Annotated in this window: 22 protein-coding genes; 9 read left to right on the top strand and 13 right to left on the bottom strand. The window is 60.9% G+C overall.

The window, feature by feature from the left end:
- Positions 1-5 precede the first annotated feature (5 nt).
- Genes AB7933_RS16800 through AB7933_RS16790 form a run of 3 tightly spaced genes read right to left on the bottom strand, consistent with a single transcriptional unit; the run spans position 6 to position 3,642 of the window.
- A complete protein-coding gene (locus tag AB7933_RS16800) occupies positions 6-1,190 on the bottom strand; it encodes an acetyl-CoA C-acyltransferase (protein WP_024075390.1) in 1,185 nt (394 codons plus the stop codon).
- Between the two features lie 12 nt (positions 1,191-1,202).
- Positions 1,203-1,970, bottom strand: a complete 768-nt coding sequence (locus AB7933_RS16795; RefSeq protein WP_024075389.1) for an SDR family NAD(P)-dependent oxidoreductase — start codon at positions 1,968-1,970, stop codon at positions 1,203-1,205.
- A 22-nt stretch (positions 1,971-1,992) separates the two neighbouring features.
- Positions 1,993-3,642 (bottom strand): AMP-binding protein, encoded by a 1,650-nt coding sequence (locus AB7933_RS16790; RefSeq protein ID WP_024075388.1) that lies wholly within the window; start codon positions 3,640-3,642, stop codon positions 1,993-1,995.
- 230 nt (positions 3,643-3,872) lie between these two features.
- Between AB7933_RS16790 and AB7933_RS16785 the strand changes: the two genes are divergently transcribed.
- The 4 genes from AB7933_RS16785 to AB7933_RS16770 all read left to right on the top strand — a co-directional run bounded on the left by AB7933_RS16785 (position 3,873) and on the right by AB7933_RS16770 (position 9,207).
- Positions 3,873-4,766 (top strand): bestrophin family protein, encoded by an 894-nt coding sequence (locus AB7933_RS16785; protein WP_024075386.1) that lies wholly within the window; start codon positions 3,873-3,875, stop codon positions 4,764-4,766.
- 76 nt (positions 4,767-4,842) lie between these two features.
- Complete coding sequence (locus tag AB7933_RS16780) at positions 4,843-5,901, top strand: tetratricopeptide repeat protein (RefSeq protein ID WP_024075385.1); 1,059 nt, start codon at positions 4,843-4,845, stop codon at positions 5,899-5,901.
- Positions 5,902-6,037: 136 nt separating this feature from the next.
- Positions 6,038-7,537, top strand: coding sequence for an ATPase domain-containing protein (locus tag AB7933_RS16775; protein WP_041161204.1), 1,500 nt, complete (start codon positions 6,038-6,040; stop codon positions 7,535-7,537).
- Entirely contained in the window at positions 7,537-9,207 is a 1,671-nt protein-coding gene (locus tag AB7933_RS16770; RefSeq protein WP_024075383.1) for an ATP-binding protein, read from the top strand. Before AB7933_RS16775 ends, AB7933_RS16770 begins: the two co-directional genes overlap by 1 nt.
- A gap of 89 nt (positions 9,208-9,296) precedes the next feature.
- Here the strand turns inward: AB7933_RS16770 and AB7933_RS16765 are convergent, their stop codons facing one another.
- From AB7933_RS16765 to AB7933_RS16745, 5 genes are all read right to left on the bottom strand, one after another.
- Positions 9,297-9,674 (bottom strand): response regulator, encoded by a 378-nt coding sequence (locus tag AB7933_RS16765; RefSeq protein WP_003217591.1) that lies wholly within the window; start codon positions 9,672-9,674, stop codon positions 9,297-9,299.
- 78 nt (positions 9,675-9,752) lie between these two features.
- Complete coding sequence (locus tag AB7933_RS16760; RefSeq protein WP_024075382.1) at positions 9,753-10,946, bottom strand: hybrid sensor histidine kinase/response regulator; 1,194 nt, start codon at positions 10,944-10,946, stop codon at positions 9,753-9,755.
- Positions 10,940-11,539, bottom strand: a complete 600-nt coding sequence (locus tag AB7933_RS16755; RefSeq protein WP_024075381.1) for a chemotaxis protein CheB — start codon at positions 11,537-11,539, stop codon at positions 10,940-10,942. The genes AB7933_RS16760 and AB7933_RS16755 overlap by 7 nt, the downstream gene beginning before the upstream one ends.
- Positions 11,536-12,366 (bottom strand): CheR family methyltransferase, encoded by an 831-nt coding sequence (locus AB7933_RS16750; protein WP_024075380.1) that lies wholly within the window; start codon positions 12,364-12,366, stop codon positions 11,536-11,538. Before AB7933_RS16750 ends, AB7933_RS16755 begins: the two co-directional genes overlap by 4 nt.
- Positions 12,367-15,864 carry a response regulator gene (locus AB7933_RS16745; protein ID WP_024075379.1) on the bottom strand — a complete coding sequence of 1,166 codons (3,498 nt, stop codon included), beginning with the start codon at positions 15,862-15,864 and terminating at the stop codon, positions 12,367-12,369.
- Between the two features lie 297 nt (positions 15,865-16,161).
- Between AB7933_RS16745 and AB7933_RS16740 the strand changes: the two genes are divergently transcribed.
- Together AB7933_RS16740 and AB7933_RS16735 are read left to right on the top strand one after the other, a co-directional pair.
- Entirely contained in the window at positions 16,162-16,527 is a 366-nt protein-coding gene (locus AB7933_RS16740; protein ID WP_024075378.1) for a response regulator, read from the top strand.
- Positions 16,528-16,756: 229 nt separating this feature from the next.
- The gene (locus AB7933_RS16735) at positions 16,757-18,157 is read left to right on the top strand and encodes a DUF1254 domain-containing protein (RefSeq protein ID WP_024075377.1); all 1,401 of its coding nucleotides are present in this window, start codon (positions 16,757-16,759) and stop codon (positions 18,155-18,157) included.
- Positions 18,158-18,169: 12 nt separating this feature from the next.
- Here AB7933_RS16735 and AB7933_RS16730 read toward each other — a convergent pair whose 3' ends face one another.
- The 4 genes from AB7933_RS16730 to AB7933_RS16715 all read right to left on the bottom strand — a co-directional run bounded on the left by AB7933_RS16730 (position 18,170) and on the right by AB7933_RS16715 (position 21,617).
- Positions 18,170-18,841: a DUF3313 domain-containing protein gene (locus AB7933_RS16730; protein WP_024075376.1), complete on the bottom strand. Its 672-nt coding sequence runs from the start codon at positions 18,839-18,841 to the stop codon at positions 18,170-18,172.
- A gap of 72 nt (positions 18,842-18,913) precedes the next feature.
- Positions 18,914-19,408, bottom strand: a complete 495-nt coding sequence (locus AB7933_RS16725; protein ID WP_024075375.1) for a hypothetical protein — start codon at positions 19,406-19,408, stop codon at positions 18,914-18,916.
- A gap of 83 nt (positions 19,409-19,491) precedes the next feature.
- On the bottom strand, positions 19,492-19,956 hold the full coding sequence (locus AB7933_RS16720) for a DUF934 domain-containing protein (protein ID WP_024075374.1): 465 nt from the start codon (positions 19,954-19,956) through the stop codon (positions 19,492-19,494).
- Positions 19,953-21,617, bottom strand: a complete 1,665-nt coding sequence (locus tag AB7933_RS16715; protein ID WP_024075373.1) for a nitrite/sulfite reductase — start codon at positions 21,615-21,617, stop codon at positions 19,953-19,955. The genes AB7933_RS16720 and AB7933_RS16715 overlap by 4 nt, the downstream gene beginning before the upstream one ends.
- A gap of 237 nt (positions 21,618-21,854) precedes the next feature.
- Here AB7933_RS16715 and ccoN point away from each other — a divergent pair, with 237 nt between their 5' ends.
- From ccoN to AB7933_RS16700, 3 genes are all read left to right on the top strand, one after another.
- Entirely contained in the window at positions 21,855-23,282 is a 1,428-nt protein-coding gene (gene ccoN, locus AB7933_RS16710) for a cytochrome-c oxidase, cbb3-type subunit I (protein ID WP_024075372.1), read from the top strand.
- A 1-nt stretch (position 23,283) separates the two neighbouring features.
- Entirely contained in the window at positions 23,284-23,493 is a 210-nt protein-coding gene (locus tag AB7933_RS16705; protein WP_024075371.1) for a hypothetical protein, read from the top strand.
- 90 nt (positions 23,494-23,583) lie between these two features.
- Positions 23,584-24,276: an aspartate/glutamate racemase family protein gene (locus tag AB7933_RS16700; RefSeq protein WP_024075370.1), complete on the top strand. Its 693-nt coding sequence runs from the start codon at positions 23,584-23,586 to the stop codon at positions 24,274-24,276.
- Here the strand turns inward: AB7933_RS16700 and AB7933_RS16695 are convergent.
- Entirely contained in the window at positions 24,273-24,785 is a 513-nt protein-coding gene (locus tag AB7933_RS16695; RefSeq protein ID WP_024075369.1) for a GNAT family N-acetyltransferase, read from the bottom strand. The two genes, AB7933_RS16700 and AB7933_RS16695, sit on opposite strands and share 4 nt — an antisense overlap.
- Positions 24,786-24,822: the final 37 nt, after the last annotated feature.

Below are 24,822 nucleotides of genomic sequence, written 5' to 3'. Positions count from 1 at the left end.
AGTCCTTAATACAAGCATTCGACGGCCATGGCCGTGGCTTCACCACCGCCGATGCAAATGGCGGCAACGCCACGCTTGAGGCCTTTTTGGCGCAGGGCCGAAAGCAGCGTCACCAGGATCCGCGCGCCGGAGGCACCAATCGGGTGGCCCAGGGCGCAGGCGCCGCCATGGATATTGACCTTGTCGTGGGGAATCTCCAGCTTGCTCATGGTGACCAGGCTGACCACGGCAAAGGCCTCGTTGATTTCAAACAGGTCCACGTCGCCCAGGTTCCAGCCGGTCTTGCTCATCAGCTTGCGAATCGCCCCCACTGGCGCCACCGGGAACAGGCCCGGCTCGTCGGCAAACGCCGCATGCCCGTGGATCACCGCCAACGGCTTGAGCCCACGCTTGTGCGCCTCGGACTCACGCATCAGCAGCAACGCCGCCGCGCCATCGGAAATCGAACTGGAGTTGGCCGCAGTGACGGTGCCGCCTTCGCGGAAGGCCGGCTTCAGGCTGGCGATCTTGTCCAGCTTGGCCTTGGGGGGTTGCTCGTCGTGCAGGATGGTCTTCTGCTCTTTGCCCACGGTGACCTGCACCGGGACGATCTCGGCGGTGAAGCAGCCTTGGGTGATGGCCTGCTGCGCACGGGTCAGGGAGGCAATGGCGAAGGCGTCCTGGGCTTCACGGGCAAAGCCGTTGTGCTCGGCGCAATCTTCGGCAAAGGTGCCCATCAGGCGGCCCTTGTCGTAGGCGTCTTCCAGGCCGTCGAGGAACATATGGTCGAGCACCTTGCCGTGGCCCATACGGTAGCCGCTGCGGGCGCGGTCCAGCAGGTACGGTGCGTTGGACATGCTTTCCATGCCGCCGGCAACCACCACGTCGACGCTGCCCGCCAACAGCGAGTCATGGGCCAGGATGGTCGCTTCCATGCCCGAACCACACATCTTGTTGAGGGTGGTACAGCGCGTGGCCTTGTCCAGCCCGGCGCCGAGGGCCGCCTGGCGCGCAGGTGCCTGGCCGAGGCCGGCCGGCAGTACACAGCCGAACAACACCTCATCCACGGCATCGTTGGCGATACCGGCGCGCTCGACCACCGCGCGAATCGCGGCAGCGCCCAGTTGCGGCGCGGTCAGGCCCTTAAGGTCGCCCTGGAACCCGCCCATGGGCGTACGCGCGGCACTGACAATCACGATGGGATCATTCATGACGCATCCTCCTCACTTGGCTGCCATGCGCAAGGCACCGTCGAGACGGATCACCTCGCCATTGAGCATGCTATTTTCGATGATGTGCCGCACCAACGCGGCGTACTCGGCAGGTTTGCCCAGGCGTGGCGGGAATGGCACACCGGCGGCGAGAGAATCGCGGACTTCCGGGGTCATGCCCGCCATCATTGGCGTTTCGAAGATGCCCGGGGCGATGGTCATCACGCGAATGCCGAATCGCGCCAGTTCCCGTGCCGCCGGCAGGGTCAGGCTGGCGATCGCGCCTTTGGATGCCGCATACGCCGCCTGGCCGATCTGCCCGTCAAACGCTGCGACCGACGCGGTGTTGATGATCACCCCGCGTTCGCCCTCGGCATTGGCTTCGGTTTCGGCGATGGCCGCCGCGGCCAGGCGCAGCAGGTTGAAGCTGCCGATCAGGTTGACGTTGATCACCTGGGCGAAGCTGGCCAACGCGTGGGGACCGTTCTTGCCGAGGATTTTCTCGCCCCGCACCACGCCGGCGCAGTTAACCAGGCCATGCAGACCACCAAAGGCAGCCACGGCGGCCTTTACGGCGGCTTCGGCGGCGGCTTCCTGGCTGATATCCGCCACGGCGCTGCGGGCGTTGTCACCCAGTTGCCGGGCCTTGGCGGCGACGGCTTCGGCGTTCAGGTCCACCAGCATGACCTTGGCACCGGCCGCGATCAGCATCTCGGCCGTGGCCGCGCCGAGGCCCGAAGCGCCGCCGCTGACCAGAAAAACCTTGTTTTCAATCTGCATCATTGTTTCCTTGAAAGGTGGATCACGCCAACGCCGCTTGGGCCTTGGCGATTTCCTGGTTACGCAAGATAAAACGTTGCAGCTTGCCGCTCGGAGTCTTGGGCAAGTCGCTGACAAATTCGATTTCCCGCGGGTAGGCATGCGCGGCCAGGCGCTTGCGCACATGCAGGCGCAGCTCTTCGGCCAGCTCCGGGGTCGCTCGGTATTGCTCGTTGATCACCACAAAGGCTTTCACCAGCTCGGTGCGCTCCGGGTCGGGCTTGCCGACCACGGCGGCTTCGACCACGGCCGGGTGTTCAACCAGCGCGCTTTCCACGTCGAAGGGGCCGACCCGATAGCCGGAGGTGGTGATCACATCATCACTGCGCCCCACAAAGCTGATGCTGCCGTCCGGGTTCAATTCGACCGTGTCGCCACTGAGGTAGTACTTACCGACGAACGCCTTGGTCTTCACCCCGTCGTAGCCGGCGAACCAGCACATCGGCGATTGCTCGCGGTCAATGGCGAGAATGCCCGGTTGGCCGGCGGGCAGCTCCTGGTAATCGTCATCCAGCACCACGATGCGATGCCCCGGCGAAGCAAACCCAGCCGAGCCGATGTGTACCGGATGCGCCAGGCCATGATGGTTGCACAGCACCATGCCCAGTTCGGTCTGGCCGTAGTGGTCGTGGATGGTGACGCCCAGGTTGTCGGCAAACCAGCGGATCACTTCCGGGTTCAACGGTTCGCCGGCGCTGCTGACAATACGCAGCTTGCCCTTGATCGAACGGGCGAACTGCTCGCCCCCGGCAATCAACAGGCGATAGGCCGTCGGCGAACCGGTGAGGTTGGTGATCCCGTATTTATTGATGACCCGGCAGGTGCTTTCCAGGGTGAACGGGCCGTCGTAGAAGGTGATCGGATGGCCCATGGACAACGGCCCGGTCACGCCGAAATAGATGCCGTAGGCCCAGCCCGGGTCGGCGACGTTCCAGAACGCGTCTTCAGGACGCAGGTCGACCGCATCACGGGTATAGCTCTGGAACGCAACGATGGCCTTGAGCGGTACCGACAAGGCTTTCGACGGCCCGGTGGTGCCCGAGGTGAACATCAGCAGGAACGGCTCTTCGGCGTCCAGCAGCACCGGCTCGCAGAGCTTGGAATAGTTGGGCAACTCGGCCCAGAAGCTGAAATCGCCCCGTACCAGACCTTCACCTTTAGGGCCGGTGACCGTGACGATGGTCGGGCAGCCCTGAACCTCCGCGAGCTTGGGCCGATTCACCGCATCGGTGACCACCAGGGCTGCGCCGGAACTGTTCAAGCGGTGTTCAATGGCCTTGGGGCCAAAGGCGGTAAACAGCGGTTGATAGACCGCACCGATACGCCAGGTGGCGAACACCACCACCAGCAACTCGGCGGTGCGTGGCAACAGGCCGGCGACCTTGTCGCCACGCTTGACGCCCTGAGCCAGCAGGAAGTTGGCGAAGCGTGCCGCCTGGTCCTGCAACTCGCTGAAGGTGGACGTGGCGCTGCGCCCGTCCTTGCCCTCCCAGAACAACGCGATACGCCCAGGCAAGGCATGGCGGTCGCAGCATTCAACACAGGCATTCAGGCCCTGCAGGTTGCCAGCCAAGGCGGCATCTACGGTGTGCTGGTAATCAAACTCGGTGGTGGCAGCCAAATACTCACGCATCGCTTTAAATCCTTCTGTATTTTTATTTTCAGGACGTAAACGGAACCCGTGAAATAGTCGCTCTAGAGCGTTGCAGCAGCAATGGTCAAAGCCATCAACCTGGCTGACTGGTTTGGCCAATGCCTTCTCATCATAGACCCCACCGATCAGCCGGTCGGCCCAAGCGATTGGACGGTTCGCCCGCCAGCTTCTAACCTGATGGCCTGCGCCACCGAAGAAGCCCCCTTGCGATGATCGTTCGCCCCAAACCCAACCTCCTGGGCATCCTGTTTTCCCTCAAGGGCTCGATTGCCAAGCGCATCGCCCTGCGCAGCCTGCTGGTGACATTGCTGGCCTCGGTGATCGTGCTGGTGGAAACCCTGCACCCCGCCTATTTCTCCAAGGTCAACGCCACGCCGTTCACGCTGCTGGGGCTGTCGCTGTCGATCTTCATGAGCTTTCGCAACAACGCCTGCTACGACCGCTGGTGGGAAGGTCGCAAGCAGTTGGGGCAGATGCTCATTGATGTGCGCTCGTTGATACGTGAAACCCAGGTGCTCGGCGACCCACTGGAACGGGCAAGCCTGTTGCGCGGCTTGTGCGGTTTTGCCCACGGTTTGATCGCGCGCCTGCGCCTGGAGGATGAAGCCCAGGCGATCAAGCCCTGGATCGGGGTGCCGGCGGCCCATCCCAATCTTCCCGACCAGGTCCTGCAACAGCTGGGCGCGCGGTTTTCCACGCTGGCCGAACACGGCGTGATCAGTGAATGGCGCTACACCCAGCTCGAAACCCGCCTGGTCAGCCTCTGCCAGGTACAGGCTTCCTGCGAGCGGATCAAGGCCACGCCCCTGCCCTTTCCCTACACGCTGCTGCTGCATCGCACCATTTACCTGTTCTGCATTCTCTTGCCATTCGCCATGGCCGAGCCGCTGGGCTGGCTGACGCCGGTGTTCACCGCCATCGTCAGCTACACCTTCTTCGGCCTGGATGAAATCGGTGACGACCTGGAAGACCCGTTCGGCTTCGACGAGAACGACCTGCCCTGCAACGCCATCGTGCGCACCCTGGAGCGAGAGGTCCTCGCCGCCCTCGGTGCAACCGACCTTCCCCCTGCCCTGGAGCCGGTGGACTACGTGCTGACCTGACGCCGGTTTGACACTCGCCCTGGTCTGACCGAAGCTGAGCGCTTTGCAATAGCTACCCAAGCTTTCGGACGCCTGCATGTCAAAGTCACGCCGTTACTCCATCGTCGGCCTGTGCGCCCTGTTGTTGATTGTGCTGATCACCTGGTATTTCTCACGCGCCACCCCGGTCGCGGTGCCCCCTGCCATCGCCCACGGTTATTCCAAGGCCCTGAAACAGGCGCACAACGGCGAACCGGGGGCGGCCCGCGTGCTGTATCAGCAGTTGGCCCGGCCAGACCTGTCCGACGAACGTCGCGCCGCGCTGCATGCCGAATTGCCCAACTACCCCAGCCCCCAGGCCTTGAAATTGGCCGACAAGGACCTGGCCAATGAATCGCCACGGGTTCGTGAGGCGGCGATTCGCAGCATTGTCGGCCTGGTGCCCACCGGCCAGCGCACCCTGTTGCTCGGGCCACTCCTGGAGGACGCCGAGCAAAGCGTGCGCTTTGCCGCCGCCAACGCCTTGCTGGGGCTCTCGCCGGACACCCTGGGCCTGTATTTCGGGCCATTGCAGCAAGTGCTCGATGAATTCGTGAAAACGCTCAAGGCTCAGCCTGAAACGGCTGAAAGCTGGATTCAACTGGCGCGGCTGTACATCCACAGCGCGTTGCTGCCGGAGGCACAAAACGCCCTGGAACAGGCGATGCGCTTGCAGCCGGACAACCTGCAGGCCGTAGTCGCGCAAATTGAGCTGCTGGACAAACAAGGCAAGACCGACGAATCGCGCCAGTTGCTGGCTCGCCAATTGGCGGCGCACCCTGAGTCCGCCTACCTGCAACACGCCCTGGGCATGTGGCTGCTGCACCACGGCGAGCGCCCTTATGCGCTGCTCGGCCTGTCCAAGGCCGTGGAGCTGGAACCGGACAATCAGGATTACCGCTACGACCTCGCCACCACCCTGCATGCCCAGCAGGAACTCGAGGCCGCCCAGCGCCAGTTGGAAGAAATCATCCAGCGCCACCCTGCCAACCGCAAGGCGCGGGTGTTGCTGGTCAATTACTGGAAGGAAAGCGGCCAATTGCAAAATGTGCAGGTACTGCTGGCCCAACTTGAGCAACAGAACCCAGACGACCCGGCCTTGCAACAAGGTCTTTGATACCAGGCCTGCATAAACCTGCGAAACGGACAAACTAATACAATGGGTTGAACCGCCACACGCCACCACGGTCAAGAGTTTATGGCGCGCCCTGAGGCGGCGCCCCTTCTACTTGTATGTGACCCGAGGGCACTTCTTGTCTACATCCAAAGAGCTGTTCAGTGAAAAGGCGGCCACCGGTATCGAAGGTCTTGATGACATTCTTTCCGGGGGGCTCTCACGCAGCCATCTGTTCTTGCTGGAAGGCGAACCCGGCACCGGCAAAACCACCGTGGCGCTGCACTTCCTGCAGGCGGGGGCACACAACGGCGAGCGGTGTTTGTATATCACCCTGTCAGAGACCGAGCGCGAGCTGCGCCAGGGCGCCAAATCCCATGGGTGGGAACTCGACGACCATATCCATATCTTCGAACTGACCCCGCCGGAAAGCCTGCTCAACGCCGAGCACCAGCAGAGCCTGCTGTATTCCTCCGACCTTGAACTGGGGGAAGCCACCCGGCAGATTTTTGAAGTGGTCGAGCGAGTCAAGCCGACCCGCGTAGTCATCGACAGCCTGTCGGAGATCCGGCTCCTGGCACAAAGCTCGCTGCGCTATCGCCGGCAGATCCTGGCGATCAAGCATTACTTCGTACGCTATGACGCCACGGTGCTGCTGCTGGATGACCTGACCACCGAATCCCTGGATAAAACCGTACACAGCGTGGCCCACGGCGTGATTCGCCTGGAAGAGCTGACGCCCACCTATGGCGCTGAGCGGCGCCGTATACGCGTGGTGAAGTACCGTGGCCAGAAATACCGAGGCGGCTTCCACGATTTCACCATCATGGGCGATGGCATCCACGTATTCCCCCGCCTGGTGGCAGCCGAACATCGCGGCGTCTACATCCGCGAGACATTGAGCAGCGGTATTGCGGAGATGGATGCGTTGATGGGCGGCGGTGTGGAGACCGGCTCCAGCAGCTTGATCCTCGGCCCTGCGGGGACCGGCAAGTCATTGATCTCGATGATCTTCGCCGCCGCGGCGGTCGCCCGTGGCGAAAAAGCCGCGCTGTTCATTTTCGATGAAGAGCTGGGGCTATTGTTCGAGCGCATGAAAAACATGGGCATCGACCTCGCCGCGATGCAAGCCACCGGCAACCTGCTGATCGAGCAGGTCGACGCTGCGGAGCTGTCGCCGGGCGAGTTTTCGCACCGCGTGCGCCGCTGCGTGGATGAGCGGGGTATCAAAACCGTGGTCATCGACAGCATCAACGGCTATCAGGCCGCCATGCCGGAAGAAAACGCGCTGATCCTGCATATGCATGAACTGCTGCTGTACCTCAACCGCCGGGGCGCTGCCACGTTCATGACCGTCGCTCAACACGGGCTGGTCGGCGATATGCAGACCCCCGTGGACATCACCTACCTGGCCGATACGGTCATTCTGCTGCGTTACTTCGAAGCATTGGGCAAAGTGCGTCGGGCCATCTCGATCATCAAGAAACGTACCGGCTCCCATGAATCGACGATCCGCGAATACCGTATCGGCAGCGGCGGCATGACCGTGGGCGAGCCCCTCGACAACTTCCAGGGTGTATTGCGCGGTATTCCGATCTTCACAGGCTCCGGCTCACCCTTGCTCAAGGAAGAGGGATAGTGAGCGGTTTTTCCCCCCTCTCCGAGCGCGCAATCATCCTCGCACCCTTGGGGCGCGATGGTTCTCTGGCGCTGATGATGCTCAACGAAGCCGGCTACAGCGGTATGGTAGCCAGCAACCTGAACATGCTCTGCGACGCCTTGGAGCACGGTGCCGGCCTGCTGGTGATCGCCGCTGAAGCCTTGCGCGGGGTCGACCTCGAACCGCTGCTGGATCACCTGCATCAGCAGCCGGCCTGGTCAGACCTGCCGATTGTGCTGATGACCCACCACGGCGGCAGCGAACAGAATGGCTCCTCGCACCTGAGCGGGTTGCTGGGCAACGTGACCTTCCTGGAGCGGCCTTTCCATCCGGTGACGCTGATCAGCCTGGTCAGCGCCGCCCTGCGTGGTCGACGCCGGCAATACGAAGCCCGCGACCGCCTGGTGGACCTGAGCGAAAGCGAACTGCGCCTGCAACGCACCCTGGAAACCCTCGAACAACAAGTCGAGGAACGCACGGCCCAACTGCGCAGCAACGAAGAGGCATTACGCCAATCGCAGAAAATGGAAGCGGTCGGACAGTTGACCGGCGGTATCGCCCATGACTTCAACAACATGCTGACGGGGATCATCGGCAGCCTGGAGCTGCTGCGAAGGCGCGTATCGCGGGGCAAGCTGGATGACCTCGATAGCCTGATTGATTTGGGGGTGACGTCCGCCAACCGCGCTGCCGGCCTCACCCATCGTTTGCTGGCGTTCTCGCGTCGCCAATCGCTGGATTCCAAACCGGTGGATATCAACCAACTGGTCGCTTCCATGGGAGAGTTATTGCAACGCAGCATCAACGAAAGCATCGACCTCGACATGCACCTGACTGATGGCTTATGGACCGCCGAAGCCGACCCCAATCAACTGGAAAGTGCCCTGCTCAACCTGGTGATCAACGCGCGGGATGCCATGCCCGGCGGCGGCAAACTGCTGGTTGACACCACCAACCGCCATCTGGACAGCGTTTTCACGGCGGCCTACGGCACCTTGAAGCCCGGCGACTATGTAGAACTCAGCATCAGTGATACCGGCTGCGGTATTCCGGAACACTTGATGGGCCGAGTCTTCGATCCGTTCTTCACCACCAAGCCCATTGGCCAGGGCACGGGCCTGGGGTTATCGATGATCTACGGCTTTGCCCGTCAGTCCCACGGCCATGTGACGATCCACAGCGAAGTGGGCAAAGGCACCACCGTCAGCCTGTTCCTGCCGCGCTTTGTGGGCGAGCTCACCGCGCTGGAGGCCGACAACCCGACGTTGCTGCCCTTTGCCAATGCGGGTGAAACGGTATTGATCGTTGAGGACGACCCGGCCGTACGCGTATTGGTCTGCGCGGTACTGAAGGAGCTGGGCTACGGCTTTGTCGAAGCGGGAGATGCCGACGCGGCGCTGCCGATTATCGAGTCCGAACAACGCATTGACCTGATGATCAGCGACGTCGGCCTGCCCGGTATGAACGGGCGGCAGTTGGCAGAAATCGGTCGCCAGATACGCCCGGATCTCAAAGTGCTGTTCATCACCGGTTATGCCGAACACGCCGCCGTGCGCGGTGGTTTCCTCGACCCGGGAATGCAGTTGATCACCAAGCCATTCACCTTTGATCTGTTAACGGCGAAGGTCAGGGAGATGATTCAGGCGTGACGCGGGTAAACGGACCGATCTAGGCGGCAATCCGTTGGTTCGATTTAAAGCAGTGTCCCCTCATGCGGACACTGTCGCCTTGGGCTGTTTCAAGCTAAAAGTCGCTGGATATGCTCTTGCAGCGTATCCAGGTCAAACGGCTTGGCCAAAATCGGCGCATTACGCGTGATCGGGCTATTACAGTCGAGGATTTCCTGCGGGTAGCCGCTGATAAAGATGACTTTCAACTCCGGCCGCAATTTGATCGCCGGCTCGGCGATCTGCACCCCGGAGATTCCCCCAGGCAGGCGATAATCTGTGACCATCAGGTCCAAGTGTGGCTTGGTTGCGAGGATTTCAAACGCCTGCTCCCCATCGATGGCCTTCAATACCCGGTAACCCAGGCCGGCCAGGTATTCACCCAGCACGAACATAATGGATTCGTCGTCTTCGACGATCAGTACGACATCTTGTGCATCTTCACTCATGGGAAGCCTTTGTTCGGTCATTTGCTGCAAATACGACCATAGGGTCATGCAGAGGTTGCGTCGAGGTGACGATTGATTTCACACCGGCGCATCCAGGGGCAGGCACACCCGGAACAGCGCGCCCTCGCCTATCTGGCTCTCGACTTCGATGGTGCCGCCGTGGGCCGCCACGATCTGCTCTGAAATAAACAGCCCCAGGCCCAGGCCCGCGGCTACATGGCTGGCGGATACGCGCTCGAACTGCTGGAAAATCCGCTTCTGGTTGTCTTCGCTGATCCCGATACCATGATCACGCACTTCCACCCGCGCCTCGCCGTGCACGGCATAGACGCGCACCTCCACCGGGCTCTTGGCCCCGTAGCGCAACGCATTGGTCAGCAGGTTGGAGACCACCTGCTCGATACGGAACTCGTCCCAGTTGCCCTCCACCGGCCCTTCGGCGTCCAGTTGCATCGACGACTCGGCGGCCGCCACCTGGGGGGCAAAGTTCTCCAGCAGGTTGCGTACCAATTGCGTCAAGTCAAAGCGTGCCGGGCGAATCGACAGCTTGCCGGTGCGGATACGCGACACATCGAGCATGTCTTCGATCAAGCGGATCAGGCTCTGGATCTGGCGCTCATCGCGGTCGACCATCGCGTGCATCTTGTCCAGGGTAAACGCGGCGGCGTTATCCCGCGCCAGGTGCATCTTGCGCAGTTGGGTTTCGAGGATCAGCCCGTTGAGCGGTGTACGAACCTCATGGGCAACGATCGACATAAAGTCATCGCGCATGCGCACGGCCTGTTCCAGTTCAGCCTGGGTGGCCTGCAGGCGCGTCAACAGCAGTTCCTGTTCGCGGCGACTGCGCTCAAGGGCTTCGACCTGCAGTTTCATCGCCTTGCTCTGGCGGTAGAGGTCGACGAACACATTGACTTTGCTCTTCACCGCATGGATGTCCAGGGGTTTGTGCAGGAAGTCCACGGCGCCACTTTCGTAGCCCTTGAAGGCGTAATTCAGTTCGCGGCCCGCGGCGCTGACGAACACAATCGGGATGTTCTTGGTTTTCTCGGTACCGCGCATCAGTTCGGCCAGCTCGAAACCGTTCATGCCGGGCATCTGCACATCGAGGATCGCCATGGCGAACTCATGCTCCAGCAACAACGACAAGGCCTCGTCGGCGCTCAAGGCCTTGAAGACCTGGCGATCCTCGCGCTTGATCAGCGCCTCGAGGGCCAGCAGGTTTTCCGGCAGATCGTCGACGATCAGCAGTTTGGCCTGGACAGTACTTAACATGGGGAAGATTCCAGGGAAGCCAGCAAGGAGGCAATGCGGCTCAAGGTCAGAATATGGTCGGGGGTGTGCAGGGCCAGGGCTGCCCGTGGCATCACCGCAATGCGTGCTTCGTCGGGGTCCTGTACAACCGTGGTGCCACCGCTGTGCTTGACCTGCATCAGGCCATGGGCGCCGTCCTGGTTGGCGCCGGTCAACAGAATCGCGAGCAGGCCCTTGCCATAGGTATCGGCGGCGGAGGCGAACAGGTAGTCGATGGCAGGCCGGGAATGATGTACCCGGTCTTCCTGGCTCAGGGACAGGCTGCGATCATGCTCCACCGACAAGTGATAGCCAGGGCCGGCGAAATACAAGGTGCCCGGCTCGATCGCTTCTTTGTCCTGGCCTTCCCGTACCGGGATGCGCAGGCGCCGTGAAAAAACCTCGGCCAACTGGCTGCGGCGCTCATCCGGCAGGTGCAGCACGGCGACGATCGGCAGACCGAAGGTGTCGGGCAAGTCACTGAAAATACTCAGCAACGCCTCGACCCCGCCAGCGGAAGCGCCGACGACGATGGCTTCAATCCCGCGAATCGGGTTGGCGGCGGCGTCGTTCATGATTTTCGGTAGATCCGTTCCTGCTTGACCAGGGGTTCGAATTGCTTGCTGTAGCCGGAAAATTCCAGGGTTTCCTTGCTGCCCAGCACCAGGAAGCCGCGATGGCACAGCGACTCATGAAACAATCCAAACGCCCTGTCTTGCAACTTTTTATTGAAATAAATCAGAACATTACGGCATGAAATTAATTGAGTTTCTGAGAACACGCTATCGGTCGCCAGGCTATGGTCAGCGAAGGTCACATTCTCACGCAGCGTCTTGTCGAAGATCGCGTAATCGTAAGCCGCGGTGTAGTAGTCGGCAAATGAACGCTGCCCGCCAGCCTGCTGGTAGTTGGCAGTGTAGGCGCGGACATTCTCCAGAGAAAAGATCCCCTGCTTGGCTTTGTCCAGGGACGCCGGGTTGATATCGGTGGCGTAGATGATGGTGCGCTCCAGCAACCCCTCTTCACGCAGCAGGATCGCCATGGAGTACACCTCCTCCCCCGTGCTGCAGCCGGCGATCCAGATCTTGATCGACGGGTAGGTCTTGAGCAGCGGCACCACTTCCTGGCGGATCGCGAGGAAGTGCGACGGGTCGCGAAACATCTCGCTGACCGGAATCGTCAGGAATTGCAGCAACTGCATGAACGCCGCCGGGTCGTGCAGCACCCGCTCCTGCAACGCCGAAATGGTTGCGCAGTCGAACTGGCGCAGGGCGTGAGCCACGCGGCGTTTTACCGACGCACCGGAATAGTCGCGAAAGTCATAGCTGTACTTGAGGTAAATCGCCTCGATCAGCAGGCGCAGCTCAATATCGCTGCTTTTTTCCAAAAAACTTCGCTCCACTTAAATGCGTTCCATCTTCGGTAGCCATACGCGGATCAGCGAGAACAGGCGATCCAGGTCAATCGGCTTGGCCAGGTAATCGTTGGAACCCGCCGCAAGACAGCGCTCCTGATCGTCCTTCATGGCCTTGGCGGTGACGGCAATGATCGGCAGTTTTTTCCAGCGCGGGTCCTGGCGAATCAAGGTGGTGGCTTCGTAACCGTCCATCTCGGGCATCATCACATCCATCAGCACCAGGTCGATATCGTCGATCTCATTGAGTCTATCGATGGCTTCACGACCGTTACGCCCGATGACCACCACAGCCCCCTTGTGCTCCAAGGCACTGGTCAGGGCGAAAATGTTGCGCACATCGTCGTCCACCAACAGAATCTTGCGGCCTTCGAACACCTTGTCGCGGCTGCGGGCAGTCTTGAGCATCGTCTGGCGTTCATGGGACAGCTGGGATTCGACTTTGTGCAGAAAGAGTGTCACCTCGTCCAGCAGGCGCTCCGGGGAACGGGCGCCCTTGATGATGATCGAGCGCGAATACTTGCGCAGTTCGGTCTCTTCATCGCGGGTCAGGTTGCGCCCGGTGTAGACAATCACCGGCGGGAACGAGCAGATATCCTCGGTGGCCATGCGCTTGAGCAACTCGTTGCCGAGCATGTCGGGCAGCTTGAGGTCGATGATCATGCAGTCATAGACGTTGGCGCGCAGCAGGTCGAGGGCCTCCTGGGCAAAGCCGACGGCGGTGATTTCGATGTCATCGTCGCCGATCAGGCGGGCAATGCTGTCGCGTTGCAGGTCATCGTCCTCCACCAGCAGCACGCGCTTGACCTTCTGGGTCAGCTTGGCTTCCAGGCGTGCAAACACGTCCTTGAGCTCTTCGCGGGTGGTGGGCTTGACCGCATAGCCGATGGCGCCCATATGCATGGCGGCTTCGACGCGGTCTTCCACGGAAATCACATGCACCGGGATATGCCGGGTATTGGCATGTTCCTTGAGGCGCTGCAACACGGTCAGGCCCGAATGATCCGGCAGGCGCATGTCGAGCAGGATGGCATCGGGGATGTATTCCTCGGCCAGGCTGTAGCCTTCGTCTGCGCCATGGGCCACCAGGCAGTGGTAACCCAACTCATGGGCCAGGTCGAACAGAATGCGGGCGAAGTTCGGCTCGTCTTCCACCACCAGGATGCAACGGGTGGTAAACGGGGCTTTCTCGCGATCGTCGGCAAACCGTGGGATCTGTTTGGCGTCCGCGATCGGCAAGGGTGATACCGCGATCGGCTTGGGTGCCGGGACCGCAACCACCTGGCGTGGCGGCTCGATAGGCGCCGCGTCTTCCTCACGCTCGATGTACTGCTCCGGCAACACCAGGGTAAATACGCTGCCCTTGCCCGGCTCGCTGGTCACGCTGATATAGCCGCCGAGCAAGGTGGCCAGGTCGCGGGAAATCGACAGCCCCAGGCCCGTACCGCCGTAACGGCGGTTGGTGGTGCCGTCGGCCTGGCGGAAGGCTTCGAAGATACTTTCCTGCTGGTCCGGGGCAATACCGATGCCCGAATCACGCACGGTAAAGGCAATGCCCTCACCCGGCGCCCGGGAGACCGACAGGCTGACTTCACCTTGCTCGGTGAACTTGATGGCGTTGGACAGCAGGTTCTTGAGGATCTGCTCCAGGCGTTGGCGGTCGGTGAACAGCATGGTCGGCGAGCCTTCCAGCACTTCGACCTGGAACGCCAGCTTGCGATCGGCGGCGAGCGGTTCGAACATCCCGCGCAGGCCGTCGACCAGGCGCGCCACACTGGAGTTTTCCGGGCGCACCTCCAGTTTGCCGGCTTCCACCTTGGAAATATCCAGGATGTCGTTGATCAGATTGAGCAGGTCATTACCCGCCGAATAGATCGACTCGGCGAACTTGACCTGCTCGGCACTGAGGTTTTCCTGGGGGTTCTCGGCCAAAAGCTTGGCCAGAATCAACGAGCTGTTCAACGGCGTACGCAGCTCGTGGGACATGTTGGCGAGGAACTCGGACTTGTACTTGCTGGAGCGCTGCAACTCTTCGGCGCGGTCCTCGAGTTCGAGCTGGGCCTGGTTGAGTTCGACGTTCTTGCGGTCCATGGCGTCGCGCTGCTCCGCCAGGGTCTGGGTCTGCTCGGCCAACTGCTCGTTGGTCTGCTCCAGTTCCGCCTGTTGGGTCTCAAGGTGGGCCTGGGACTCCTTGAGGATGCGCGACTGCTCTTCGAGTTCTTCGTTGGCGGTCTTGAGCTCTTCCTGTTGCACTTGCAGCTCTTCGTTGAGCTGCTGGGTCTCGGCCAGCACTTCCTGCAGGCGCTGGCGATAACGCGCGGCTTCGATGGAAGTGCCGATATTCCCGGCGATCAGCTCCAGCAAATCGACGTCACGCTCTTCCAGAGGGCGCAGGAAACCCAGTTCGATCACGCCGTTGACCCGGTCATCGTCGCTCGTCGGCATCACCATCACGCTGCGCGTGGCGCCTTCGCCCAGGCCGGAGCTGACCTTGAAGTAGTCCACTGGCACGTCGTCGAGGCGAATCAGGCGATCCAGTTGGGCAGCCTGCCCGACGATACCTTCGTCACTGTAGATCGACTGTTCCTGCTGCTCCTGCTCGCGGGAGAAGCCGTACGTGGCCACGCGCTTGAGGCCGCCGTGTTCTTCGCGCACATACAGCGCCGCGACGGCCGAGCCCATGTACTGGGCGAAGAACTGCAAGATATTGCGGCCCAGCATGTTCAAGGTCAGTTGGCCGAGGACCTGTTCGGCCAACTCGGTCTGGCCATTACGCAACCAGGCTTGCCGCTCGAGGCGCTGCGCGATCTTCTGTTGTGACGCGAGGTTTGCGCTGTAACTATCGGATAAGGAAAGTAAATTCTTACGACCAATGTAGGCCAGAAAGCCACTCAACCCGAGTACAAATGCCAGGTACAAGCTGACGCTGATGACCGTGGTACGGGTGACGTCTTCGTTGCGGGCGATACGGAACTGCTGCTCCATCGCCACCGCATCGTCGTATCCCTTGCGAATTTCGTCGGTCAGGCGCTTGCCGCGGCCGGCCTTCACAGCGCTACGGAAATCACCGCTCTCCCGCTGCATATCAATCATCGATTGGGCGTACTTGTTCCACTCGATCTGCAAGGCTTCCAAGCGCTTGAGGCGGTCCACCTGCTGGGGGTTGTCCGCCACCAGGTCCTGCAAATTGCGCAAATCGGCAATGATGCGAGGCTTGGCCACTTCATACGGATCGAGGAAATGCTCGTCACCGGTGATCAGGAAACCGCGCATGCCGGTTTCCAGGTCGACGGTCAGCTTTGACGTCTCATTGAGGTTGTTGATGACCCGGTCGGTGTGCTCCACCCACTGGATTACCGACAGCAAATAAGTGATCAGGCAGACGAAAAATACCGCGCTGAGCACGCCCACGCCCAGGGGCAGCGCGACGTTTCGGCCCAGCAGTGTACGAAAGCTCTTTTCATCGACAGTCGACGCGGGAGTCATGGGCATGCCTTGGCCAATTCAGAAAAACGAGGAGTTTGCCCCAAAGTTGCGCGCGAACGCTATTTTTCTGTATTGATTCGGCTGCTTAAATATCAGGCTGCTTGGCTCCGGAACTCCTCGCGCTTTCTTCCTCACCCAAAGAAGCAAGGGGAACAGAACAACCCGACGGGACATTCTGCTCCACGAACGTCACAATGCCAGCAATTACTTTGGAACTTGCTGGCGTTGCTTCCACTCATTACTAAGTTGTCTTTTTGCCTTTCACGCTCAGCCCCTCACCTTTCAGGAATGTCTACTATGCCCACCGCCTCCACCATCCTTGTAGTCGAAGATGACGCCATCGTGCGCATGCTGATCGTCGATGTACTCGAAGAGTTGGAGTTCGCAGTGCTGGAGGCCGCTGATGCCGAAAAGGCGCTCGAAGTGGTTGAAGACATCCACCAGACGATTGATCTGATGATGACCGACATGGGCCTGCCGGGTATGGACGGCAAGCAACTGGCGGCCAAGGTCCGTGAGTTGCGTCCGACCTTGCCGATATTGTTCGCCAGCGGCTATGCCGAAAATATCGATGTGTCTACCGGTATGCAGGTGATCGCCAAGCCGTTCTCGATCGATCAGTTGCGCGACAAGGTCAAAGCGATGTTGCCGCCTGCCGCATGACCGCCCACTGTCAGCGCATGCTGCCCACCCTGCACGGCTGTCAGCGCCTGCGCAGCTTCTGACGTTGAATTTCTCAGTTATTGATTCGATCGGCCAAGGCAACGGCGGCTGCACGCCTGATTTCGTGCTTTTAACGTGACGTTCGGCCAATAAAAATGGAAACTCATGGCGCATCCGCGCCATGTACCATAACTCTCCCCACCAAGCCCCCCTGGAAGGACGCAACAACATGATTGGAAAACCGACGCGCCTGCTGTTGGCGAGCCTCTCGATACTCATGAGTACCGGTGCCTGGGCCGATTTCACGGCGACGCCGAGCGAAGCGCGGGCCATTGCCAAGGAAGCCTACTTGTATGGCTATCCAGTCGTTGAGATGTACAAGACGCTCTACACCCAGGCCGTTGATAAAGGCGGGGCCAACTTCAAGGCACCGTTCAACCATATCGGCAATACCGCCCAGGCGCTCACGCCAAAGGACACCGCATTCGCGACCCCGAACATCGACACACCCTATTCATTCGTGTGGATGGATCTGCGCAGCGAGCCGCTGGTGCTCACCCTGCCCAAGATCGAAGACGACCGTTACTACTCGGTGCAACTGATCGACCTCTATACGCAGAATTTCGCTTACCTGGGCACCCGCAGCACCGGCAACAATGGCGGCCACTACATGGTCGCCGGCCCGGACTGGAAAGGTCAGCAGCCAGTCAACGTGGACCGTGTGGTGTACAGCGAGAGCAATATTGCCTACGCCCTCTACCGCACTCAGTTGTTTGATGAAAAGGACCTGAACAAGGTCAAGCAGATTCAGAACGGCTACAAAGTGCAGTCGCTGAGCAATTACGTGAAGCAAGCCGCCCCGGCCAAGGCAGCCAAGATCCAATGGCCCAAGCCATTGGCGACCATGACCGAAGGACCGCAGTTGTTTCGCTACCTGAACTTCATGCTGGCCTTCGCCGCGCCCCAGGACAGCGAAAAAGACCTGCTGGCGCGCTTTGCCAAGATCGGCATTGCCCCTGGCGCGCCGTTCAAGGTCAACCAGTTGACGGCTGAACAGCGCAAGGCCCTGGAAGACGGCATTAGCGACGCCAGGGCGGAATTCGCAGCCTTTAAAAAGGACAAGCTCGACACCCATCAGGTCGCCAGCGCCGACCTGTTCGGCAGCCGTGACCGCCTGAAGAACAACTACCTGTACCGCTACGCTGGCGCCAACATCGGGATTTTCCGCAACTCGGCCGATGAGGCGGCCTCCCTGAGCTACCTCATCGACAGCGAGGGTAAACCCGCCAACGGCGCTCGTCACAGCTACACCGTCCACTTTGCCAAGGGCCAGCTGCCGCCGGCCGATGCATTCTGGTCGCTGACCATGTACGACGCCAAGACCAAGCTGCTGGTGCCCAATCACAAGAAGCGTTACCAGATCAACTCGCGGATGCTGCCCAACCTCAAGCTGGACGCCGACGGCGGCTTGACCCTGGCGCTGCAGCACCACGAACCGCCGAAAGAAGAACAAAGCAATTGGCTACCTGCCCCTCCTGGTCCGTTCTACGCGGTACTGCGGATTTACCTGCCCAAACCTGAGGTGGGCAACGGTGAATGGAAACTGCCACCGCTGACCCCTCTCAAGTAGACGCTGGCGGGCCTAGGGCTTTCTGAACTTCAGGGAGGACTGATGCAGGTCCGACGCCCAGCCATCGATGACGCCTTTTACATCATTGGGCGTCATCGCTTGTGCGTCGTTTTCCAGGGGTTTGCCGGTGCCTTTGCGCACGACCTGGGCGACGACGTTGCCGTTGGCCCCATCGAGAAACTGTGCCTCGGTACCCAGGATCGTGTCCTGGTCGCGAATGCCGCTGCCAGCGCTGACCGCCGCCGCGACTAACGCAACAGGCACATACTCATAGGGCTTGAGCCCCTGGGTCTTGGTGCTGACCGCCGTGATCGCTGCCCGCACCACCAATACCCCGTTGCCTGGCCCTTGCGCCAGGGGCAATGACTTGCCGAGCTCGCGCTTGAGCGCCTGGTTGAAGTAGTCGTTGATGCCGCGCAACGTGCTTTCGGGGATTTTCGTCGTGGCGTGGGGCTTGGGGTAGAACTGGGTGGGTTCGATATACACCGCGTTGTAGCGACTCACATCCAGCTTGGGGTCGACCCAGCGCATCACTTCGGCCCCCGAGGGCGACTTGGCCTCCTTAAGGCGACTGTAGTCGGAAAGGAACCCCGAATATTCATCCGGTTGTGTAACTTTGCTGGCACAGCCCACCATCCCGATCGAAGCGATGCAGAGCGTGCTGATCATTCGCCTTAGCTTCATGCTTGAACTCCTTGGCAACCATCATCAGAACGTTGAGCTGTAGGTATAGCCAATCACGGAAAAATCGCGCGCTTAGCCGCGTTCGCGGGGAATCAGGCTCTGTAACTGCGCCGCGAGGAAGTTGGCGTCGAAGCCGAAGGTGTCCGGGTCTTTCAGGCCGTTGGTCTTCTTCCAGAGCCAGTCGTTCTTATCCGCGGGCAATACCAGCGAGACACTGCCATGCCGCGCGGCGGTAAGGCCCATGACCGACACGCAGATCAACCCGCCGGCGCCCATGACCTCGGGCACGAACTCGACGTTTTTGCCGGTGATCTGCACCGTGAGTTTTTCCGTGTTGAAAGGCGATGTCTCCACCGGCATGCTCGGGCCGCTGGCCACGTAGGCTTCGCGGTGAACCTCCAGCAAGCCATGGGTCTTGACCGGTTCCAGCCACTGCTCGATCTGCTGGAACAACTCGCCGAGCTTTTGCGCCCAGCGGGCTGATTGCACATCGAACTGCTGTTTTTTATGCGCTTCGCTATCGGCGTAATGACGAAGCATCTCGCCCAGTTGCTGTACATCGTCCATTGCGGATTTCCTTGGGTGAGCCCATTTGCGAAACCCGATCATGGCAGATGCGGCGCCTGGCCGTACGATTAACGCCCGCCAGGCTATCGCCTGCGAAACAACGGCCGTGGCTCGATGGCGCTGCGGCCATACAGCACGCTCATCCCCGCCAGGCCCTTGAGGGCATCCTCGGCGGACTTGTCGGCGCGCAGCGCAAACGCATCGAACCCGCATTGACGCATATGGCTGAGTTGGTCGCGCAATACATCGCCAATTGCGCGCAACTCACCTTGCCAGCCCAGTCGCGTGCGCAACAGATAGGCTTGGCTGTAGGCACGTCCATCGCGAAAGCTGGGGAAGTCCAGGGCGATCAGCGGCAAGGTGGCGAGCCAGGGTTGCAGGTGCTCGACCTCATCATCCGGCCCCAACCACACGCCCTGCCCCGCCTCATAGGCCGCCAACGGCAGGATCAACGGGCCAGGCGCTCGCACCTCGTCGCGCACCAATACCCAGGGGTCATCCTCGACGATCCGCGCCACACCCTGTTCCAGCCTCAATAGGTTGATCATGCCGGCTGCCCCACGTAGACCCGCTCCTTGAACGGCTCCAGGCCAATGCGCTGCAGCGTGTCGACAAAACGCTCCTCGCTTTCGCGGTAGCGCACGAAGGTGCTGATGACTCGCTCGATCACATCGGGAATTTCCGCGGCGCTGAACGATGGCCCGATCACTTTGCCCAAGGCGCTGTGCTTGCCCTGGGCGCCACCGAGGGTGATCTGGTACCACTCGCTGCCATTCTTGTCGACGCCAAGAATGCCGATATTGCCGATGTGGTGATGGCCGCAGGCATTGATGCAGCCGGAAATATTCAAGCTGATATCACCCAGGTCATGCAGGTAGTCCAGGTTATCGAAACGCTGCTGGATCGCCTGGGTGATGGGGATCGACTTGGCGTTGGCCAAGGCGCAGAAATCGCCGCCCGGGCAGGCAATGATATCGGTCAACAAGCCGATATTGGCCGCACCCAGGTCGTGTTCGCAGGCCAGTGTCCACAGGGCATGCAGCTGTTCCTTGGGCACGTCCGGCAGCACGATGTTCTGCTCATGGGCGATGCGTATTTCCCCAAAGCCGAAACGCTCTGACCACTGCGCCACGGCATCCATTTGCCGGGCGGTCACATCGCCCGGCGGCGCGCTGATTCCCGGCTTGGTGGAAAGCACCACGCTGGTGTAGCCCGGTACTTTATGTGGCATCACATTACGGCTGACCCAGCGTGCAAAGTGCGGGTTGTCCGCCAGGGCGGTGCCATAAGCCAGGCTGGTGTCGGCCAGGTGCGCATAGGCCGGTGGGACGAAGGCCGACGCCACACGGGTATATTCGGCGTCGGTCAACTGCGCCGGGCCATCGCGCAGGTACTGCCACTCTTCTTCCACCTCGCGGGAAAACGCTTCGATCCCCAGGGCCTTGACCAGGATCTTGATGCGCGCCTTGTATTTGTTATCCCGCCGACCGTGGCGGTTGTACACGCGCAATATCGCCTCGACATAGGACAACAGGTGCTGCCACGGCAACCCTTCGCGAATCATCAGCCCCAGGATTGGCGTGCGCCCCAGCCCACCGCCCACCATCACGCGCAGCAGCATGTCGCCCTGGCGGTCACGGTAAAGGTACAGGCCGATGTCATGCATCATGATCGCGGCGCGGTCTTCGTCGGCCGAGCAGATGGCGATCTTGAACTTGCGGGGCAGGAACAGGAACTCCGGGTTGATGGTCGACCACTGCCGCAGGATCTCCGCCAGCGGGCGCGGGTCCAGAATCTCATCGGCGGCGACCCCGGCAAAGGCTTCCGTGGTGATATTGCGCACGCAGTTACCGGAGGTCTGGATCGCATGCATGTCGACCTGGGCCAGGCGTTCGAGGATGTCGGGCACCTGGTGCAGTTCGATCCAGTTGAATTGCAGGTTCTGCCGCGTAGTGAAATGGCCGTAGCCACGGTCGTAATCCCGTGCAATGCCAGCCAGCGTGCGCAATTGCCCGGCACTCAAGGTGCCGTAGGGGATTGCCACACGCAGCATGTAGGCATGCTTTTGCAGGTACAGGCCGTTTTGCAGGCGCAGGGGCAGGAACTCCTCCTCGCTCAGGTCGCCGGCGATAAAGCGTTCCACCTGATCACGAAATTGCGCCACGCGCTCGAACACCAACGCCCGGTCGTATGCGTCGTATTGGTACATATCACTGCCTCATCAGGGTGGGCCGCATCCACGGTGCGGCTTCTATGGCACGACTATGCACCTGCGGCGCAGCGCGTTATAGATTCACATCCAGCGATAAAAAGCGGATCAGATGGCCTTAGAGCAGCGTTTTCAGGCTGGATGAACTGATCCGCAGTAATGAGGTTTTTCTGAGTCTGTTTTGTTTTGCCCACGCTTCCTACAGTGCCGCCACTTGGAACCGTGGGAGGACTGAGCATGACTACAGCAACAACCGGACAGGCCTATAACTATAAAGTCGTCCGCCAATTCGTGATCGCCACCCTCGTGTGGGGCGTGGTGGGCATGGCCATGGGCGTCTGGATCGCCTCGCAACTGGTCTGGCCCGAGATGAACCTTGACCTGCCCTGGACCACCTTTGGTCGCCTGCGACCGCTGCACACCAGCCTGGTGATCTTCGGTTTTGCCGGCAGTGCGCAATTTGCCGCCAGTTACTACGCGGTACAACGCACCTGCCAGGTTCGGCTGTTTTCCGACACGCTGGCCGCATTCACCTTCTGGGGCTGGCAGTCAGTGATCGTGATCATGCTGGTCAGCCTGCCACTGGGTTACACCACCACCAAGGAATACGCCGAGATCGAGTTCTCCGGCGCGGTGTGGATGACCGTGGTGTGGGTGGCCTATGCCATTGTGTTTTTCACCACCGTGGTGCGGCGCAAGACCGCGCATATCTACGTGGGCAACTGGTTCTTCGGCGCGTTTATCCTGGTGATCGCGATGCTGCACGTGGTCAATCACCTGGCGATCCCGGTGGACTGGTTCAAGTCCTATCCGGTCTACGCCGGGGCCACCGACGCGATGGTGCAATGGTGGTACGGACATAACGCCGTAGGCTTTTTCCTGACTACCGGTTTTCTCGGGATGATGTACTACTTCGTGCCCAAACAAGTCGGGCGTCCGGTGTATTCCTATCGCCTGTCCATCGTGCACTTCTGGGCGTTGATCACCCTGTATATCTGGGCCGGCCCGCACCACCTGCACTACACCGCGCTGCCGGACTGGGCACAGTCGCTGGGCATGGCGATGTCATTGATCCTGCTGGCGCCAAGCTGGGGCGGCATGATCAACGGCATGATGACCTTGTCCGGCGCCTGGCATAAGTTACGCACCGACCCGATCCTGCGCTTTTTGGTGTTGTCGCTTGCGTTCTACGGCATGTCGACCTTCGAGGGCCCGATGATGGCGATCAAGACGGTCAACGCGCTCTCCCACTACACCGACTGGACCATCGGCCACGTCCACGCCGGAGCCTTGGGCTGGGTGGCGATGATTACCTTTGGCGCGCTCTACCACATGATCCCCAAGGTATTCGGGCGTGAACAAATGCACAGCGTGCCCCTGATCAACCTGCACTTCTGGTTGGCGACCATCGGCACGGTGTTGTACATCGCCTCGATGTGGGTCAACGGTATCACCCAGGGCTTGATGTGGCGGGCGGTGAACGATGACGGCACGCTCACCTACTCGTTTGTCGAAGCCTTGCAGGCCAGCCACCCCGGCTTTGTGGTGCGTTTTGCCGGCGGCTTGTTCTTTCTCAGCGGCATGCTGCTGATGGCCTACAACACCTGGCGCACGGTGCGGGTCGCCGACTTGCATGTGGCCCAGCTCGATGCGCGGATCGCTTGATATGTGGAGTTTCCTCATACTGATATGCCTGTATGGCGCGGTGGAGTACTGCCTGCGCGGGCAGACCAACGAGAGCCTGGATGAGGCCAGTCTGATTCCCTTTGCCGACGACCCGGAAGTGGCACGGCGGGTGGAGCTGGCCACGGGAAAACCGGTCCACGCGGTGGCACCGGAAACCGCCCGGCCGGGCTGGATCAACCTGGACATGTGAAACTGCTCCGGTCATTTGCTCGGCAACTGCGTATGACTATTCGGCGACCGATGAGTAAGGTGGGGCGACATTCCTTGTCAGGAGCATCGCATGCGCACCATCGGCCTTATCGGCGGCATGAGCTGGGAGTCCAGCGCCGAGTACTACCGCATCATCAACCAGCACGTGCGCGACCAGCTCGGCCCGCTGCGCTCGGCGCAATTGTTGATGTACAGCGTGGACTTCGGCCCGGTGGAACAGGCCCAGCATGCCGGGCGTTGGGACGACGCCGCGCTGATCCTGGAAGCTGCCGCGCGCCGCTTGCAGGCCGGGGGAGCCGAGTGCGTAGTGCTGTGTACCAATACCATGCACCTGGTGGCGCCGCGTATTGAGGCGGCGGTGTCGATCCCATTCCTGCATATCGCCGATGCCGCCAGTGCGGCGGCCGTCGAAGCGGGCACCTTGACGGTCGGCTTGCTCGGCACGGCGTTCACCATGGAGCAGGACTTTCTCAAATCACGCCTGGCCGCCCAGGGCTTGACCGTGCTGGTGCCCGAGGCGCATGAACGCCAGGCGGTACACCGGATCATCTATGAGGAGTTGTGTGTGGGGGTGATCAGCGAGGCGTCACGCCAGGTATACCAGCGGGTGATCGAGTCCCTGGGCGCGCGCGGCGCCCAGGCCATCATCCTCGGGTGTACGGAAATCAGCCTGCTGATCAAGCCGGAACACAGCGACCTGCCGCTGCTGGACACCACCGAGCTGCATGCGCAGGCTGCGGTGGCGTTTGCCTTGCAGGATTAAGCCGACCGACGCAGGCGCGCCATGCTCAGGGTGTCGACGAAGACGCCATCACGCAGGGCGTAATCGCGCAGCCGCCCTTCGACTTCGAAGCCGAACTTGCGATACAGGTTATGCGCGGCTTCGTTGTCGGCATACACCGTGAGTTCGACACGGTGCAGGTTCATCCAGTTGTCGGCTACATCCAGCGCAGCGGCCAACAACCGCGAGCCCACACCTTTGCCTTGCCAAGCCGTGGCCACGCCCATGCCGAACGATCCCACATGGGCCTGGCGTACGCGCAGGTACTGTTCCAGGCCAAGCTGGCCAATCACTTCCCCCCCATGCAGCGCCACCAGTTGGAGCCGCCGCTCGTTGTCCATCACCAGGCGTTTGCGCCAGGTTTCAGCGGACTGGAAAGGCATCTGCAGCACCTGACGGCACACGGCCGGCTCGTTGTAGAGCGTCGCGACGCCTTCAAGGTGGGCTTCGGTAAAGCGCTGGATCACGATATGGGGTTCAGGCGGGTGCATTGTGTTTCATCCTTTGAAAAACAAGTGGCCGCCCAGT

This window comes from Pseudomonas gorinensis (genome assembly GCF_042015035.1).
In the GTDB taxonomy this organism is placed as follows: Bacteria; Pseudomonadota; Gammaproteobacteria; order Pseudomonadales; family Pseudomonadaceae; genus Aquipseudomonas; species Aquipseudomonas gorinensis.
The sequence above is the reverse complement of the archived record's forward strand: the minus strand, read 5'-3'. Positions and strand labels throughout refer to the sequence as shown.

Excerpts from the sequence above, each read along its gene's own strand:
- AB7933_RS16800 (WP_024075390.1), bottom strand. The coding sequence starts at position 1,190 with ATGAATGATCCCATCGTGATTGTCAGTGCCGCGCGTACGCCCATGGGC.
- AB7933_RS16795 (WP_024075389.1), bottom strand. The coding sequence starts at position 1,970 with ATGCAGATTGAAAACAAGGTTTTTCTGGTCAGCGGCGGCGCTTCGGGC.
- AB7933_RS16790 (WP_024075388.1), bottom strand. The coding sequence starts at position 3,642 with ATGCGTGAGTATTTGGCTGCCACCACCGAGTTTGATTACCAGCACACC.
- AB7933_RS16785 (WP_024075386.1), top strand. The coding sequence starts at position 3,873 with ATGATCGTTCGCCCCAAACCCAACCTCCTGGGCATCCTGTTTTCCCTC.
- AB7933_RS16780 (WP_024075385.1), top strand. The coding sequence starts at position 4,843 with ATGTCAAAGTCACGCCGTTACTCCATCGTCGGCCTGTGCGCCCTGTTG.
- AB7933_RS16765 (WP_003217591.1), bottom strand. The coding sequence starts at position 9,674 with ATGAGTGAAGATGCACAAGATGTCGTACTGATCGTCGAAGACGACGAA.
- AB7933_RS16760 (WP_024075382.1), bottom strand. The coding sequence starts at position 10,946 with ATGTTAAGTACTGTCCAGGCCAAACTGCTGATCGTCGACGATCTGCCG.
- AB7933_RS16755 (WP_024075381.1), bottom strand. The coding sequence starts at position 11,539 with ATGAACGACGCCGCCGCCAACCCGATTCGCGGGATTGAAGCCATCGTC.
- AB7933_RS16745 (WP_024075379.1), bottom strand. The coding sequence starts at position 15,864 with ATGACTCCCGCGTCGACTGTCGATGAAAAGAGCTTTCGTACACTGCTG.
- AB7933_RS16740 (WP_024075378.1), top strand. The coding sequence starts at position 16,162 with ATGCCCACCGCCTCCACCATCCTTGTAGTCGAAGATGACGCCATCGTG.
- AB7933_RS16735 (WP_024075377.1), top strand. The coding sequence starts at position 16,757 with ATGATTGGAAAACCGACGCGCCTGCTGTTGGCGAGCCTCTCGATACTC.
- AB7933_RS16730 (WP_024075376.1), bottom strand. The coding sequence starts at position 18,841 with ATGAAGCTAAGGCGAATGATCAGCACGCTCTGCATCGCTTCGATCGGG.
- AB7933_RS16725 (WP_024075375.1), bottom strand. The coding sequence starts at position 19,408 with ATGGACGATGTACAGCAACTGGGCGAGATGCTTCGTCATTACGCCGAT.
- AB7933_RS16720 (WP_024075374.1), bottom strand. The coding sequence starts at position 19,956 with ATGATCAACCTATTGAGGCTGGAACAGGGTGTGGCGCGGATCGTCGAG.
- AB7933_RS16715 (WP_024075373.1), bottom strand. The coding sequence starts at position 21,617 with ATGTACCAATACGACGCATACGACCGGGCGTTGGTGTTCGAGCGCGTG.
- ccoN (WP_024075372.1), top strand. The coding sequence starts at position 21,855 with ATGACTACAGCAACAACCGGACAGGCCTATAACTATAAAGTCGTCCGC.
- AB7933_RS16705 (WP_024075371.1), top strand. The coding sequence starts at position 23,284 with ATGTGGAGTTTCCTCATACTGATATGCCTGTATGGCGCGGTGGAGTAC.
- AB7933_RS16700 (WP_024075370.1), top strand. The coding sequence starts at position 23,584 with ATGCGCACCATCGGCCTTATCGGCGGCATGAGCTGGGAGTCCAGCGCC.
- AB7933_RS16695 (WP_024075369.1), bottom strand. The coding sequence starts at position 24,785 with ATGCACCCGCCTGAACCCCATATCGTGATCCAGCGCTTTACCGAAGCC.